11 protein-coding genes, 4 pseudogenes and 1 riboswitch are annotated in these 13,042 nt (G+C 72.4%); of the genes and pseudogenes, 5 read left to right on the forward strand and 10 right to left on the reverse strand.

Annotation, left to right across the window (positions count from 1 at the left end; all coding sequences use genetic code 11):
• Positions 1 to 313: 313 nt before the first annotated feature.
• Positions 314 to 1,159 (reverse strand): ATP phosphoribosyltransferase, encoded by an 846-nt coding sequence (hisG, locus tag JNW91_RS24240; RefSeq protein ID WP_203177726.1) that lies wholly within the window; start codon positions 1,157 to 1,159, stop codon positions 314 to 316.
• A gap of 48 nt (positions 1,160 to 1,207) precedes the next feature.
• Positions 1,208 to 1,471, reverse strand: a complete 264-nt coding sequence (locus tag JNW91_RS24245; protein WP_089016570.1) for a phosphoribosyl-ATP diphosphatase — start codon at positions 1,469 to 1,471, stop codon at positions 1,208 to 1,210.
• Between the two features lie 144 nt (positions 1,472 to 1,615).
• On the opposite strand from JNW91_RS24245, the gene JNW91_RS24250 reads away from it, so the two are divergent.
• The 3 genes from JNW91_RS24250 to JNW91_RS24260 are packed head-to-tail and all read left to right on the forward strand — an operon-like array spanning position 1,616 to position 4,067.
• Positions 1,616 to 2,479, forward strand: coding sequence for an ABC transporter substrate-binding protein (locus tag JNW91_RS24250; RefSeq protein ID WP_203177727.1), 864 nt, complete (start codon positions 1,616 to 1,618; stop codon positions 2,477 to 2,479).
• Between the two features lie 14 nt (positions 2,480 to 2,493).
• On the forward strand, positions 2,494 to 3,321 hold the full coding sequence (locus tag JNW91_RS24255) for an amino acid ABC transporter permease (protein WP_203177733.1): 828 nt from the start codon (positions 2,494 to 2,496) through the stop codon (positions 3,319 to 3,321).
• Positions 3,322 to 3,323: 2 nt separating this feature from the next.
• Complete coding sequence (locus JNW91_RS24260) at positions 3,324 to 4,067, forward strand: amino acid ABC transporter ATP-binding protein (protein WP_238425610.1); 744 nt, start codon at positions 3,324 to 3,326, stop codon at positions 4,065 to 4,067.
• Positions 4,068 to 4,133: 66 nt separating this feature from the next.
• On the opposite strand, the gene ribH is transcribed toward JNW91_RS24260, so the two are convergent.
• The 7 genes and pseudogenes from ribH to rpe form a co-directional block, all read right to left on the reverse strand.
• Positions 4,134 to 4,634: a 6,7-dimethyl-8-ribityllumazine synthase gene (gene ribH / locus JNW91_RS24265; protein WP_203177735.1), complete on the reverse strand. Its 501-nt coding sequence runs from the start codon at positions 4,632 to 4,634 to the stop codon at positions 4,134 to 4,136.
• 2 nt (positions 4,635 to 4,636) lie between these two features.
• Complete coding sequence (locus JNW91_RS24270) at positions 4,637 to 5,902, reverse strand: bifunctional 3,4-dihydroxy-2-butanone-4-phosphate synthase/GTP cyclohydrolase II (protein ID WP_203177728.1); 1,266 nt, start codon at positions 5,900 to 5,902, stop codon at positions 4,637 to 4,639.
• The gene (gene pnuC / locus JNW91_RS24275; protein ID WP_203177729.1) at positions 5,899 to 6,588 is read right to left on the reverse strand and encodes a nicotinamide riboside transporter PnuC; all 690 of its coding nucleotides are present in this window, start codon (positions 6,586 to 6,588) and stop codon (positions 5,899 to 5,901) included. Before pnuC ends, JNW91_RS24270 begins: the two co-directional genes overlap by 4 nt.
• Positions 6,588 to 7,205 carry a riboflavin synthase gene (locus JNW91_RS24280; protein ID WP_203177730.1) on the reverse strand — a complete coding sequence of 206 codons (618 nt, stop codon included), beginning with the start codon at positions 7,203 to 7,205 and terminating at the stop codon, positions 6,588 to 6,590. Before JNW91_RS24280 ends, pnuC begins: the two co-directional genes overlap by 1 nt.
• A gap of 1 nt (position 7,206) precedes the next feature.
• Positions 7,207 to 8,264, reverse strand: a pseudogene (gene ribD / locus JNW91_RS24285) (bifunctional diaminohydroxyphosphoribosylaminopyrimidine deaminase/5-amino-6-(5-phosphoribosylamino)uracil reductase RibD).
• 160 nt (positions 8,265 to 8,424) lie between these two features.
• A riboswitch (FMN riboswitch) is annotated at positions 8,425 to 8,595 on the reverse strand.
• 79 nt (positions 8,596 to 8,674) lie between these two features.
• Positions 8,675 to 9,630: pseudogene (locus JNW91_RS24290) on the reverse strand (GGDEF domain-containing response regulator).
• A gap of 1 nt (position 9,631) precedes the next feature.
• Positions 9,632 to 10,312, reverse strand: a complete 681-nt coding sequence (gene rpe, locus JNW91_RS24295; protein WP_203177731.1) for a ribulose-phosphate 3-epimerase — start codon at positions 10,310 to 10,312, stop codon at positions 9,632 to 9,634.
• 254 nt (positions 10,313 to 10,566) lie between these two features.
• On the opposite strand from rpe, the gene JNW91_RS24300 reads away from it, so the two are divergent.
• Together JNW91_RS24300 and JNW91_RS24305 are read left to right on the forward strand one after the other, a co-directional pair.
• Complete coding sequence (locus JNW91_RS24300; protein ID WP_203177732.1) at positions 10,567 to 11,457, forward strand: septum formation family protein; 891 nt, start codon at positions 10,567 to 10,569, stop codon at positions 11,455 to 11,457.
• Between the two features lie 85 nt (positions 11,458 to 11,542).
• Positions 11,543 to 12,432: pseudogene (locus JNW91_RS24305) on the forward strand (septum formation family protein).
• 50 nt (positions 12,433 to 12,482) lie between these two features.
• Here the strand turns inward: JNW91_RS24305 and JNW91_RS24310 are convergent.
• Positions 12,483 to 13,042, reverse strand: a pseudogene (locus JNW91_RS24310) (rRNA small subunit methyltransferase B); the annotation flags it as partial.

Raw genomic sequence — 13,042 nt, forward strand, 5'->3', positions numbered from 1 at the left:
CTCAATCTGCGCCCGCTCCGCGGACGACAACCTCTGCCCCGGCATGACTCCTCATCCTGACGAGAATCCACCCCGTTGCAACAACCACTTGAGCCCAAGGGGAGCGAGGCCACTACTTCAACGATCGAGCGCGATCTTCCGGGGTCCGGCGCGGCGCGGTCGTCGGCCGCGTTACGCGCGTCATGCTCGCGTCGGCGCGATAGATCCACTCGGGATCAGCGAAACGGGGGTGTCCCTGGCGTGGGGACACCCCCGTTTCAGCGATCCCGAGTTGATCAAGCGGGACGGCCGCTCCGGTTGCAGGCGGCGCCGTTCAGAGGCGGCAGGCGTGGATATTGGTAACCAGGATGGCGCGGGCGCCCAGCTCGTACAGCTCGTCCATGATCCGGTGCACGTCGTCGCGGAGCACCATCGCCTGCACCGCCACCCAGCCCTCGCGGTGCAGCGGCGACACGGTGGGCGATTCGATGCCCGGGGTGAGGCCGCTGGCCCGGTCCAGGAGGCCCGCCGGGACGTCGTAGGCGAGCATCACGTAGCGGCGGGCCACCAGCACGCCGTGCAGGCGACGCAGCAGCTGCTCGGCCTGCTGCTGCGGGGGCGCGCCGGCCCGGCGGACCAGCACCGCCGAGGAGCGCAGCAGCGGCTCCCCGAAGACCGCCAGTCCGGCCTGACGCAGGGTGGCGCCGGTCTCCACGACGTCGGCGACCACGTCGGCGACGCCGAGGCGGACGGCGTTCTCCACCGCGCCGTCGAGGCGGATCACCTCGGCCTTGACGCCCAGGTCGCCGAGGTGCCGCTCGACCAGCCCCGGGTAGGCGGTGGCGATCCGGTGTCCGCCCAGGTCCTGCACGGAGGCGATGTCGTCGGGGCGGGCGGCGAAGCGGAAGGTGGCCCGGCCGAAGGCGAGGTCGACGACCTCCTCGGCGGGCGCGGCCGAGTCGATCAGCAGGTCCCGGCCGGTGATGCCGAGGTCGAGGTCACCGGAGCCGACGTAGGTGGCGATGTCCTTGGGGCGCAGGTAGAAGAATTCGACGTCGTTGCCCTCGTCGCGGCAGACGAGGTCCTTGGGGTCGGTGCGCTGGCGGTAGCCCGCCTCGCGCAGCATCTGGGCGGCCGGCTCGGCCAGGGTGCCCTTGTTCGGAATGGCGACACGCAGCATGACGGAGTGCTCCTTCGATCCGGTATGGCGATCAACGGGTGGGGGCACTCACAGATGTCGGTAGACGTCCTTGAGTTCCAGACCGCTGGCAAGCATCAGCACCTGGACCTGGTAGAGCAGCTGGGAGATCTCCTCGGCGGTGCGCTGCGGCCCCTCGTGCTCGGCGGCCATCCACGACTCGGCCGCCTCCTCGACGACCTTCTTGCCGATGAAGTGCACCCCCTTGTCCAGGGCGGCGACGGTGCCCGAGCCCGGGGTGCCGGCTGCGGCCTTGGCCTGCAGCTCGGCGAACAACTCCTCGAACGTCTTCACGGGGAACGATTCTTCCAGCCGCCCGACCGGCGCCGCGCCCCCGGGTCCGCCGGCACCCAGCCAGCGGACACCGGGGTCGCAATTCCCTATCAAGATGATGGGAGACTCTCGGATCGACGGCCATGGAGCTCTACGCTGTCCGCCATGGCCAGCAGCTCACGTCTTGTCGCGCTCACCCTCGCCGGTGCCGTCGTCGCCGCCACCGCCGGATGCGCCCCCCAGGAGGAGAAGCCGACCCCCTCCGTCACCGCGTCGTCGTCCTGCGTCAAGGGCGGCCTGCCCACCCGTACGCCGGGCAAGCTCACCATCGCCACCGACCAGCCGGCCTACGAGCCGTGGTTCCGGCAGGACAAGCCGGAGACGGGCGAGGGTTTCGAGGCCGCCGTCGCGTACGCGGTGGCCGAGAAGCTCGGCTACGCCCGCGCCGACGTGACGTGGACCCGGGTCAAGTTCGACTCCGCGATCGCACCCGGGCCGAAGACCTTCGACTTCGACATCAACCAGTTCTCTATCACCGAGGAGCGCAAGCAGGCCGTCGACTTCTCCGCGCCGTACTACCTGGTGCGGCAGACCGTCATCGCGTTGACGTCGTCGAAGATCGCCGGCAAGACCTCGCTGGCCGACCTGCGCGACGCCCGGCTCGGCGCCCAGGTGGGCACCACCAGCTACCAGGCGATCACCGACGTGATCAAGCCGGCCGCGAAGCCGCAGGTCTTCAACAGCAACGACGACGCCAAGAAGGCGCTGCAGAACGGGCAGCTCGACGGTCTCGTGGTGGACCTGCCGACCGCGTTCTACATCACCGGCGCGGAGATCACCGACGCGACGATCGTCGGGCAGGTGCCGCAGGTCGGTGTGCCCGAGGCGTTCGGGCTGCTGCTGGACAAGAACTCTCCCCTGACCCGCTGCGTGAGCACCGCGGTCGGTCAGCTCGACGAGGCGGGCACGCTGACCCAGCTGGCGCAGAAGTGGCTCGCGCAGGTGGCGGGGGCGGCCGAGCTGCGGTGACACTGCTGGATCACATGCCCTCCGAGGCGCAGCTACGGCGGGCGGCGTACCGGCGGCGGCAGACCGTGTACAGCGTGCTGGTGGCGGCGTCCTCCACGGCGGCGCTCGGCGCGCTGCTGGTCGTCGCGGTGACCGGGGCGCCGGGCTGGGACCGGGTCCGGCGGTCCTTCCTGGACCCGGAGATCGCCCGGGACGCGCTGCCGGCGGTGCTGAGCGGGCTCTGGCTCAACGTACGGCTGCTGGTCTGTTGCGCGGCCGGCGCGCTGCTGCTCGGGCTGGTGATCGCCGTGCTGCGGACGTTGCGGGGCCCGATCTTCTTCCCGGTGCGGGCGCTGGCCGCCGGCTACACGTACACCTTCCGTGGCCTGCCGCTGATCATCGTGCTCTACCTGCTCACCCTCGGTGTGCCGGGGCTGCGTCTGCAGGGCATGCCGCCGGTGCTGGTGCTGGGCGGGTTCGCGCTGGTACTCACCTACGGCGGCTACCTCGCGGAGGTGTTCCGGGCCGGCATCGAGTCGGTGCATCCCAGCCAGCTCGCCGCGGCCCGGTCGTTGGGTCTCACGTACCGGCAGACGATGCGGCACGTGGTCCTGCCGCAGGCCGTCCGCCGGGTCGCGCCGCCGCTGCTGAACGACGTGGTGGCCCTGCAGAAGGATGTCGGCCTGGTCTCGCTCGCCGGTCCGATCGACGCGGTCCGCGCCGCCCAGATCGCCACCGCCCAGTCGTTCAACTACACGCCGTACGTCGTGGCGGGGGTGCTCTTCGTGCTGCTCGCGATCCCGCTGATCGCGGTCACCGACTGGGTGACGCTGCGCTCGGCCCGCCGCCAGTCGGGAGGCTGACCATGGCTGTGCTGCGCTGCCGGGGCCTGCGCAAGAAGTTCGGCGGCACCGTCGTGCTCGACCAGCTCGACCTGACGGTCGCCGAGCATCAGGTGGTCGCGCTGATCGGCGCCTCCGGGTCGGGCAAGTCGACCCTGCTGCGCTGCGTGAACCTCCTGGACGAGCTCGACGACGGCACCATCGAGCTGGACGGGGAGGACATCTCCGACCCCCGGGTGGACCCCGACCGGGTACGCCGGCGGATCGGCATGGTGTTCCAGGCGTACAATCTGTTCCCGCATCTGAGCGTGCTGGAGAACATCACCCTGGCCCCACGCCGGGTGCACCGACGGGCCCGCGCCGAGGCCGAGGCGCAGGCCCGGGAGTTGCTCGACCGGGTGGGGTTGGGCGCCAGGGCGGACGCCTACCCGGACCGGCTCTCCGGCGGGCAGCAGCAGCGGGTGGCGATCGTCCGGGCGCTGGCCAACTCCCCCCGACTGATGCTGCTCGACGAGGTCACCTCGGCGCTGGACCCGGAACTCGTCGGTGAGGTGCTGGCGATGATCCGGGACCTGAAGGCCGACGGCATGACCATGGTGCTGGCCACCCACGAGATGGGCTTCGCCCGGGAGGTCGCCGACGAGGTGTGCTTCCTCGACGCGGGACGGGTCGTCGAGAGCGGCCCTCCGGAGCAGGTGCTCGGCGAGCCGACGCAGGCCCGCACCCGCCAGTTCCTCCGCCGGATCATCGAGGCCGGCCGCCTTTAGGGCCGGCCACGCCCGAGGCAGGGCCGGCCACGCCCGAGGCAGGGCCGGGCCACTGCCGAGGAGGGGTCAGCGGCCGAAGCCGACCCGCTGGGCGTTGCCCGCGGCCACGGTCCGGACGGCCAGCGCGGCGTCGAGTGCGGCGACGGTGGCCGACCAGCCCTTGTCCTCGGCCGAGCCGGGCAGTCCGGCCCGGTCCCGGGCCTGCTCGATGTTCTCCACGGTGAGTACCCCGTGGGCGACCGGCTTGCCCTCGTCCAACGCCACCCGGGTCAACCCGTCGGTGACCGAACGGCAGACGTAGTCGAAGTGGGCGGTGGCGCCGCGGACCACCACGCCGAGCGCGACCACGACGTCGCAGCGGCGCGCGAGGGCCTGGGCGACCACCGGCAGCTCGACCGAACCGGCGACCCGGGCGACGACGGAACGCGCGCCACACGCCTCGGCGGCGGCCACGGCCCGTTCCAGCATGTGGTCGGTCAGCTCACCGTGCCACCGGGCGGCGACCACCCCGACGGTCAGCCCCGCGGCGTCCACCGCGTCGACCCCCGGCTCACCGAATCCCGCCATCGTCATGCTCCGATCTCGTCGTTGGCGACGGGACGCCCCATGGGCGCCTCGGTCACCTCGTCCAACTCGTCCAGCAGGTGACCCATCCGGTCCCGTTTGGTGCGTAGGTAGCGCAGGTTCTCCGGGTGCGCCCCGGCCGGCAGCCCTTCCCGGCCGGTGATGGTCAGCCCGTAGCCCTCCAGCCCGGCCCGCTTGGCCGGGTTGTTGGTCAGCAGGCGCATCGAGCGCACGCCCAGGTCGTAGAGGATCTGCGCGCCGGTGCCGTAGTCGCGGGCGTCGGCCGGCAGGCCCAGGTCGAGGTTGGCGTCCACGGTGTCGCGGCCGAGGTCCTGCAACTGGTACGCCTGCAGCTTGTGCAGCAGCCCGATGCCGCGCCCCTCGTGTCCGCGTACGTAGAGCACCACGCCCCGACCCTCGCGGGCGACCCGGGCCAGCGCGGCGTCCAACTGCGGCCCGCAGTCGCAACGCAGTGAGCCGAACACGTCCCCGGTCAGGCACTCGGAGTGCACCCGGACCAGCACGTCCTGGCCGTCGCCGAGGTCGCCCAGGACCATCGCGATGTGTTCGGCGGGGTCGTGTTCGGCGCGGTAGCCGAGCGCCCGGAACACCCCGTGCCGGGTGGGCATCCGGGCGTCGGCGACCAGCTCGACCTGCTTCTCGGTGCGCCGCCGGTAGGCGATCAGGTCGGCGATGGTGATCAGCGTGAGGCCGTGCTCGGCGGAGAACTTCTCCAGGTCCGGCAGCCGCATCATGGTGCCGTCGTCGTTGATCAGCTCGCAGAGCACGCCCGCCGGGCGCAGACCGGCCAGCCGGGTCAGGTCGACCGCCGCCTCGGTGTGCCCCGGGCGGCGCAGCACCCCGCCCTCGCGGGCGCGCAGCGGCACCACGTGCCCGGGGCGGGCCAGGTCGGTCGGGTCGGTCGCCGCGTCGGCGAGCAGCCGGATGGTGTGCGCGCGGTCGGCCGCCGAGATGCCGGTGCTGATCCCCTCCCGGGCGTCCACGGTCACCGTGTACGCGGTGCCCCGCCGGTCCTGGTTGGTGTGGTGCATCGGCGGCAGGTCCAGCCGGTCGGCCTCGCCCTCGGTCAACGGCACGCAGACGTACCCGGAGGTGTAGCGCACCATGAACGCCAGCAGCTCCGGCGTGGCCAGCTCGGCCGCGAAGATCAGGTCGCCCTCGTTCTCGCGGTCGGCGTCGTCGACCACGACGACCGGCCGACCGGCCGCGATCTCGGTGATCGCCTGCTCGATACTCCCGAAGCTGGTCACGCCACGGCCTCCGTGTAGGTGGGGGTACGGGCGACGGTCGGCCGGGTGACGCGCGAGGTGCGCCACCAGGCGGCGAAGCCCCAGGCGCAGAGGGCGCCGTAGACGAGGTACATGACGGCCGACGGGTAGAACCCGCCGCGCAGCAGCAGTGGCACTCCGACCGCGTCCACCGCGATCCAGACCAGCCAGAACTCCACCCAGCCACGGGCCATGCCGTAGGTGGCCAGCAGGCTGCCGGTGAGGATCCAGGCGTCCGGCAGCGGACCCCAGGAGCCCAGGGCGGCGAGCACCGGGTACGCCGCGGCGGTGCCGACGGCGGCGGCCAGCAGCAGCGCCAGCCGCTCCCGTCCGGTGGCCCACCGTGGCAGCACCGCGGCGTGCCCGGCGTCGGCGCGACGGTTGCGCTGCCAGCGCCACCAGCCGTAGACGCTGACCGCGAAGAAGAACACCTGCCGGCCGGCCTGCCCGTACAGGTCGTGCGCCTGCGGGGTGGCGAAAACCCCGCCCAGGAAGACGGTGAGCAGCAGCGCGTTGCCGATCATGCCGACGGGCCAGGCCCAGAGGAGTCGGCGCAGCCCGAGCAGCGCGGAGACCAGCCCGAACACGTTGCCGACGATCTCCCGGACCAGCACCGGCGAGCCGGCCACCTGCACCTGGGCGTCCAGCAACCAACCGAGGGCGCCCATCAGGCCACCCCGCCGGCGTCTGCGACCCGGGTGCCGAGCAGCCGCTCCACGTACTTCGCCAGCACGTCGACCTCCAGGTTGACCGGGTCGCCGACGTCCTTGGCGCCGAGCGTGGTCAGCTTGAGCGTGGTGGGGATCAGCCCGACGGCGAACTCGTCCGCGCCCACCTCGGCCACGGTCAACGAGACGCCGTCGATGGTGATCGAGCCCTTCTCCACCACGTACCGGGCCAGGGCCGCGGGCAGCCGGAACCGGACCGTCTCCCACTGTTCGGCCGGCTCGCGGGAGATCACCTCACCGACGCCGTCCACGTGGCCCTGCACGAGGTGCCCGCCGAGTCGGCTGCCCAGGGCGGCGGCCCGCTCCAGGTTGACCGGGTCGCCGGCGCGCAAAGCGCCCAGCGCGGAGCGGCGCAGCGTCTCGCCCATCACGTCGGCGGTGAAGACACCGTCGGTGACCTCCACCACGGTCAGGCAGACGCCGTTGACGGCGATGGAGTCGCCGTGTCGGGCGTCGGAGGTGACCAGTGGGCCGCGCACGGCGACCAGCGCCGAATCGCCCGCCGTCGGGGTCACCCCGACGACCTCGCCCATCTCCTCGACAATGCCGGTGAACATGTCAGCCCTCCCTCTTGCGGGGCAACGCGGTGATCCGGAGGTCCGGACGACCTGAGTAACGTCGACGAACTCCAGATCGATGGCCTCAGCGATGGTCGTCACTTTCGCGTCGACCAGGGCGGTGGGTCCGGCGCCGAGCAGCCGGGGCGCGACGTACCCGACGATCTTGTCGACGAGGCCGGCGGCGAGGAACGCGCCGGCCAGCCGGGGGCCGCCCTCCAACAGCACCACGCTACGCCGCGCTGGTGCAGCGCCGCGAGCACGCGCCGGCAGGTCGACCCGGCCGTCCGGTCGCGCCGACCTCGGCGGCGGTCGCGATCCACGTCCGGGCGGCGCCGTCGCGGACCAGGGCGTCGGCCGGGGTACGCCCCGAGCTGTCCACCACCACCCGCAGCGGCTGCCGGATGGCGAGGCTGCGTCGCGCAGGTTGCGGGCGGTCAGCCGGGGATCGTCGGCGAGCACGGTGCCCACCCCGGCGAGGACCGCGTCGACGGTGCCGCGCAGCGCGTGCACGTCGATCCGGGCCGCCTCCGAGGTGATCCACATGCTGGTGCCGTCCGCCGCGGCGGACCGGCCGTCCAGCGTGGCGGCGTACTTCCAGATGACGTACGGCCAGCCCCGGCGCATCGAGGTCAACCAGGCGACGTTCCCGGCCTCCGCCTCGTCGCCGCGTACCCCGAGATCGACCCGGACCCCGGCGGAGCGCAACGTGGCGGCGCCGCCGGACGCGACCGGGTTGGGGTCGGGCACGGCGATGACCACCCGGGCAACCCCGGCCTGGACGAGCGCGGTGCTGCAGGGGCCGGTGCGACCCGTGTGGTTGCAGGGTTCCAGTGTGACGACGGCGGTGCCGCCCTTGGCGCGCTGCCCGGCCTGGGCCAACGCGACGATCTCGGCGTGCGGCCCGCCGGCGTAGGCGTGGAAACCCTCCCCGACGACCTGGCCGTCCTCGTCGAGCAGCACACAGCCGACCACCGGGTTGGGGCTGGTCGTGCCCAGCCCACGTGCGGCCAGCTCGATCGCACGCCGCATCGCCTCATCGACGGAGACGCTGGCCATCGCGCTTCCCTGCCCTCTCACTCGCCGGTCCGCGCGCGGGCGGTCAGGGAGGCGGCATGGGCCGCGGGCAGGCGGTGGCGGATTCCGGGTACGGCAGGGCCGCCCCGGGGGGTCGGCACGGCACGCTGAAGCCAGCGGCCGGCTCGGACCCGTCCGTCCCGCGCGCTGTCTCCCATCCGGACTGTCTGGGCGCGGACGAACCGCCCCCAACCGTCGGCCCCGGATTTTCACCAGGTCCACCGGACGGCAGAGCCGTCCGGGTCGCGGGCTGACCACGGTCGGACCGTGGATCACCGCCGGTTCGGAATTTCACCGAGTCCCGCCAGCGCGTGGTGGGTACAACGGCAGTCTTACACGCCGATGCGGGTACGCCGCCACCTAGGCGAGCTACTTCACAGCGGGATCACGCGTCAGGTGACGCCGCGCCGCCGGTCCACCGCCACGTACGAACCCGGCTGACTCTTGGCCACCGTCTTCATCTCCGAGGCCACCGCGATCGCCTCCAGGGGGTCGGTGAACCGCTTGCCGGCGTCGGAGAGGGAGACCCCGATGGAGAGGGTGACCAGAGCGGCCCGGCGGATGGTGCCGCGCCGGTCCTTCAGCTCGACGAAGCCCCGCTCCCGGTCGGTCGGGTCGTAGAGCGTGTCGGCCGACTTCTCGAAGTCGACGACGCCCGGGAGGTCAACGGGCGGACCTGGTCCGGGGCGCAGACGATGACGAAGTCGTCGCCGCCGACGTGGCCGAGGAAGGCCGGCGGCAGACCCACCGCCACCACGGCCCGGTGCAGGCTGCGGGCCAGCGCGGAGATGAAGTCGTCGCCGCGGACGAAGCCGTACCGGTCGTTGACGCTCTTGAACCGGTCGATGTCGATGTAGCCGACCGCGTAGTCCACGCCGTGTCGGACCCGGTCGCTGATCTCCCGGCGGATCCGGCTGTTGCCGGGCAGCCCGGTCAGCGGGGAGACCTCCCGGAACTCCTTGTTGCGCCGCAGCGTCGACGACACCCGGGCCACCAGCTCCGCGGTGTCGAACGGCTTGACCAGATAGTCGTCGGCGCCGGCGCTGAGCCCGTGCACCTTGTCCACGGTCATGCCCTTCGCGGTCAACATGATCACCGGCAGGGCGGAGGTCATCGGGTCGGCGCGCAGCCGCCGGGTCAGCTCCAACCCGTCGATCCGGGGCATCATGAGGTCGACCACGGCCAGGTCGGGCCGCTGCCGTTCGATGACCTCGAGGGCCTCCTGGCCGTCGCTGGCGTGGATCACGTCGAAGCCGTGCAACCGCAGGTTGAACTCGACGAAACGGGCGATGTCCTCGTCGTCGTCGACGACGAGGATGATGTCCTTACGGTCGACTTCGGGGTCCACCTCAGGCCCCGGGGGTCGCGCGTTCCGCGAGTGCCCGCAGGTGCCGTACGGCCTGGGCCGGGTCGGCGGCGCCGTACACGGCGGTGCCGGCCACGAACGCGTCGGCGCCGGCGGACGCCGCCTGCTCGATGGTGTCGGCGGCGATCCCGCCGTCCACCTCGATACGCAGCTCCAGGTGCCCGGTGTCGACGTGCCGGCGGGCGGCGCGGACCTTGTCCAGCAACTGGGGGATGAACCGCTGGCCGCCGAAGCCCGCCTTGATCGTCATGATCAGCAGGGTGTCGAAGCTGGGCAGCAGGTCCAGGTACGGCTCGATCGGGGTGTCCCGGTCGATGGCCAGCCCGGCCTTCGCGCCGGCCGAGCGCAGGTCCTTCGCCAGGGCCACCGGGTCGTCGCACGCCTCGGCGTGGAACGTCACGTTGTACGCGCCCGCGTCGGCGTAACCGGGGGCCCACCGACGCGGATCCTCGATCATCAGGTGCACGTCGAACGGCATCTCGGTGACCGCCCGCAGGCTCTGCACCACGGGCAGACCGATGGTCAGGTTCGGCACGAAGTGGTTGTCCATCACATCCACGTGCAACCAGTCCGCGGCGTCCTCGACGGCACGGACCTCTTCGGCGAGGCGGGCGAAATCGGCGGCCAGAATGCTCGGCGCGACGATCGGCGGCGGTACGGTCACCGGGCCAGTGTACGAACGCGGCGGTCCGCCGCCCGCATCGCGGCACCATCCGAGACGCGCCGTGATGCGGCAGTGACCGCTGGTGCAGAATAGGTCGATCCGGACCGGCGAATTCGAACGAAGAGACATGAGCGGCTGGCCGATCGACGGAAACGCGACGACACTCCAACGGGGACGGTGCCGTAGGCTGCACGCCCGCCGGGGTCTCGCCGCGGGGCGCGGTGACCGGCCGCCAGCTCCCGGGAGGGCGGACGATGCGACGGTGGCTCGGAGTGCTGGCACTGGCCTGCGTCACGACGATGCTGCTGGCCGGCTGCGGGCGGGCGCGAGGCGCGGACGGTGACCTGACCGACGACTGGCCAGGACTGGAGGCCCCGAAGCCGTTCACCCCGGCCACCGACACGTGCCTGCCCCGCATCACCTCGATCGTGCAGGCCAGCACCTACGAGACGGTGAGCTGCGCGCGCAGTCACCTGGCGGAGTCGATCCACGTCGGGGCCTTCACCGGCCCCGCGGCGCTGGCCAAGGCCCGGCCCGCACCCGGCTCCACGGCGCTGCACGCCGCCCGTGCCGAGTGCGACCAGCGGGCACGGGAGGTGCTCGGCGGCGACTGGCACACGGCGCGGCTCACCCTGTCGCTCGCGCTGCCCTCGGCGCCCGCCTGGGCCGGCGGCGCACGCTGGTTCCGCTGCGACCTCAGCGAGACCGACAGCATCGACAACACCCGGCCGGTGAACCGCAGCGGCAGCCTGCGCGGCGCGTTGATCGGCGACAGTCCGCTGACGCACCGCTGCTTCGACCCCAAGCTGATCGGCGACAACCTCAACTACATGGCGCCGGTGCTGTGCACCGAACCGCACCGCGCCGAGTTCGTCGGTGTCTACGCGGAACAGGACATGAGCTGGGCGGACTTCACCAAGAACGCCGATCGGGTGCACAGACGCTGCATGGCGTTGATCGCCGCGTACGCCGCCGTGCCCAACAACGCCGACCTGCCGTACCGGGCCGGGTCCATCTACTACCCACCGTCGCGGCGGGAGTGGGAGGAGGGCGACCGGGGCGTGCGGTGTTTCCTGTGGAGTGACGACCGCAAACTCACCCGCTCGATGCGCGGCGCCGGCCCCGAAGGACTACCCGCGATCTGAGCATCGGTGCCGTATGCTGCTGCGCCGTGGCGCTACCGACCGGCCGAGGGGCCGACCGGAGGCCACCAGCAGCGGGAGGTCGGAGATGCGACGGTGGTTGACGGCGGTTGCCGGGGGCGCGGCGGTGACCCTGGCGCTCGCCGGGTGCGGCGCGCCGGCCGGGGTCGACCGCAACCTCACCGACGACTGGCCGGCGCCCGTCGCGGCGCAGCAGTTCGTTCCCGCCGCCGACGTCTGCCACCACTCCTCCCAGCAGGTCGGTTTCCTGACCGGCTACAACCCGATGACGTGCGCCGAGTCGCACCGGGTGGAGACCATGTACGTCGGCACCCTCACCGGTCCGGGCGCGGAGCGGGGCACGCCCCCGCCGCCCGGGTCGGAGGGCATGCGGGCCGCGCAGGCCGGCTGCGACAAGGAGGTCAGCAAGGCCGTCGGCGCCGACTGGCGCTCCGGCAGGCTCGGCCTGACCGTCGTGCTGCCGTCGGCGCCGCCTGGGCCGGCGGGGCACGCTGGTACCGCTGTGACGTCACCGAGATCGCCAGCATCGACGACACCGCCGTCGACCTGCGCACCGGCAGCCTGCGGGGGGCGTTGACCGGGGCGGCGCCGTTGGCGTACCGCTGCTTCGACCCGAAACTCGTCAAGGACGACATCGACGAGATGGTCGCGGTGCCCTGCACCGCCAAGCACCACGCCGAGTTCGTCGGGATCTGGCAGGCCCCGGACATCAGCTACGCCGAGTTCACCCGCACCACCAAACGGACGCACCGGGCCTGCCAGACGATGACCGCGAAGTTCGCCAAGGTGCCGGACAACTCGCAGCTCGACTTCCGCGCCGGAACGATCTACTACCAGCCGTACGAGCAGGAGTGGAAGAACGGCAACCGTGGCGTGCAGTGCTTCCTGTGGATCAGCGACCGGGACCTGACCCGTTCGCTGAGGAACGCGGGCACGAGGGGCCTCCCGGTCACCTGACCGGCCGACACGACCGCACCCGGCCGGGCTCGGCCGGGTGCGGTGTCGCGTCAGCCCTTGCGCAGGACGGCGAGGAACATCGCGTCGGTGCCGTGCCGGTGCGGCCAGAGCTGCACGGTCGGTCCGTCGCCCAGGCCGGGCATTCCGGCCGGCAGCAGCGGTCGGGCGTCGACGAAGTCCACCGACACCCCGCTGCGGCGGGCCGCCTCGGTGACCGTCACGTGCGTCTCGACGGTGTGCGGCGAGCAGGTGACGTAGGCGACCAGACCACCCGGGCGGACCGCCCGCAGCGCCGCGCCGAGCAGCTCGCGTTGCAGCCGGGTCAGCGGCGGAAGGTCGGAGGGCTGGCGACGCCAGCGTGACTCCGGCCGACGGCGCAGCGACCCCAACCCGGTGCAGGGAGCGTCCACCAGGACCCGGTCGAAGTGCCCCTCGGGCAGCTTCGGGTCCGCGCCGACCTCACGGCCGTCGATGGCCAGCACGGCCACCGGCAGCCCATGGGTCGCCTGGGACACCAGCCGGGCCCGGTGCTCGGCCACCTCGACCGCGGTCACCCGGGCGCCACGCTGCGCGGCCAGCGCGCCGAGCAGCCCGGCCTTGCCGCCGGGGC

Origin of the sequence: Micromonospora parastrephiae (genome assembly GCF_016802865.1) — a bacterium.
GTDB lineage: Bacteria > Actinomycetota > Actinomycetes > Mycobacteriales > Micromonosporaceae > Micromonospora > Micromonospora parastrephiae.

What these genes read in the sequence shown, in the direction of transcription:
- hisG (WP_203177726.1), bottom strand. Translation starts at nt 1,159, where the DNA reads ATGCTGCGTGTCGCCATTCCGAACAAGGGCACCCTGGCCGAGCCGGCC.
- JNW91_RS24250 (WP_203177727.1), top strand. Translation starts at nt 1,616, where the DNA reads ATGGCCAGCAGCTCACGTCTTGTCGCGCTCACCCTCGCCGGTGCCGTC.
- JNW91_RS24255 (WP_203177733.1), top strand. Translation starts at nt 2,494, where the DNA reads ATGCCCTCCGAGGCGCAGCTACGGCGGGCGGCGTACCGGCGGCGGCAG.
- JNW91_RS24260 (WP_238425610.1), top strand. Translation starts at nt 3,324, where the DNA reads ATGGCTGTGCTGCGCTGCCGGGGCCTGCGCAAGAAGTTCGGCGGCACC.
- ribH (WP_203177735.1), bottom strand. Translation starts at nt 4,634, where the DNA reads ATGGCGGGATTCGGTGAGCCGGGGGTCGACGCGGTGGACGCCGCGGGG.
- pnuC (WP_203177729.1), bottom strand. Translation starts at nt 6,588, where the DNA reads ATGGGCGCCCTCGGTTGGTTGCTGGACGCCCAGGTGCAGGTGGCCGGC.
- JNW91_RS24280 (WP_203177730.1), bottom strand. Translation starts at nt 7,205, where the DNA reads ATGTTCACCGGCATTGTCGAGGAGATGGGCGAGGTCGTCGGGGTGACC.
- JNW91_RS24300 (WP_203177732.1), top strand. Translation starts at nt 10,567, where the DNA reads ATGCGACGGTGGCTCGGAGTGCTGGCACTGGCCTGCGTCACGACGATG.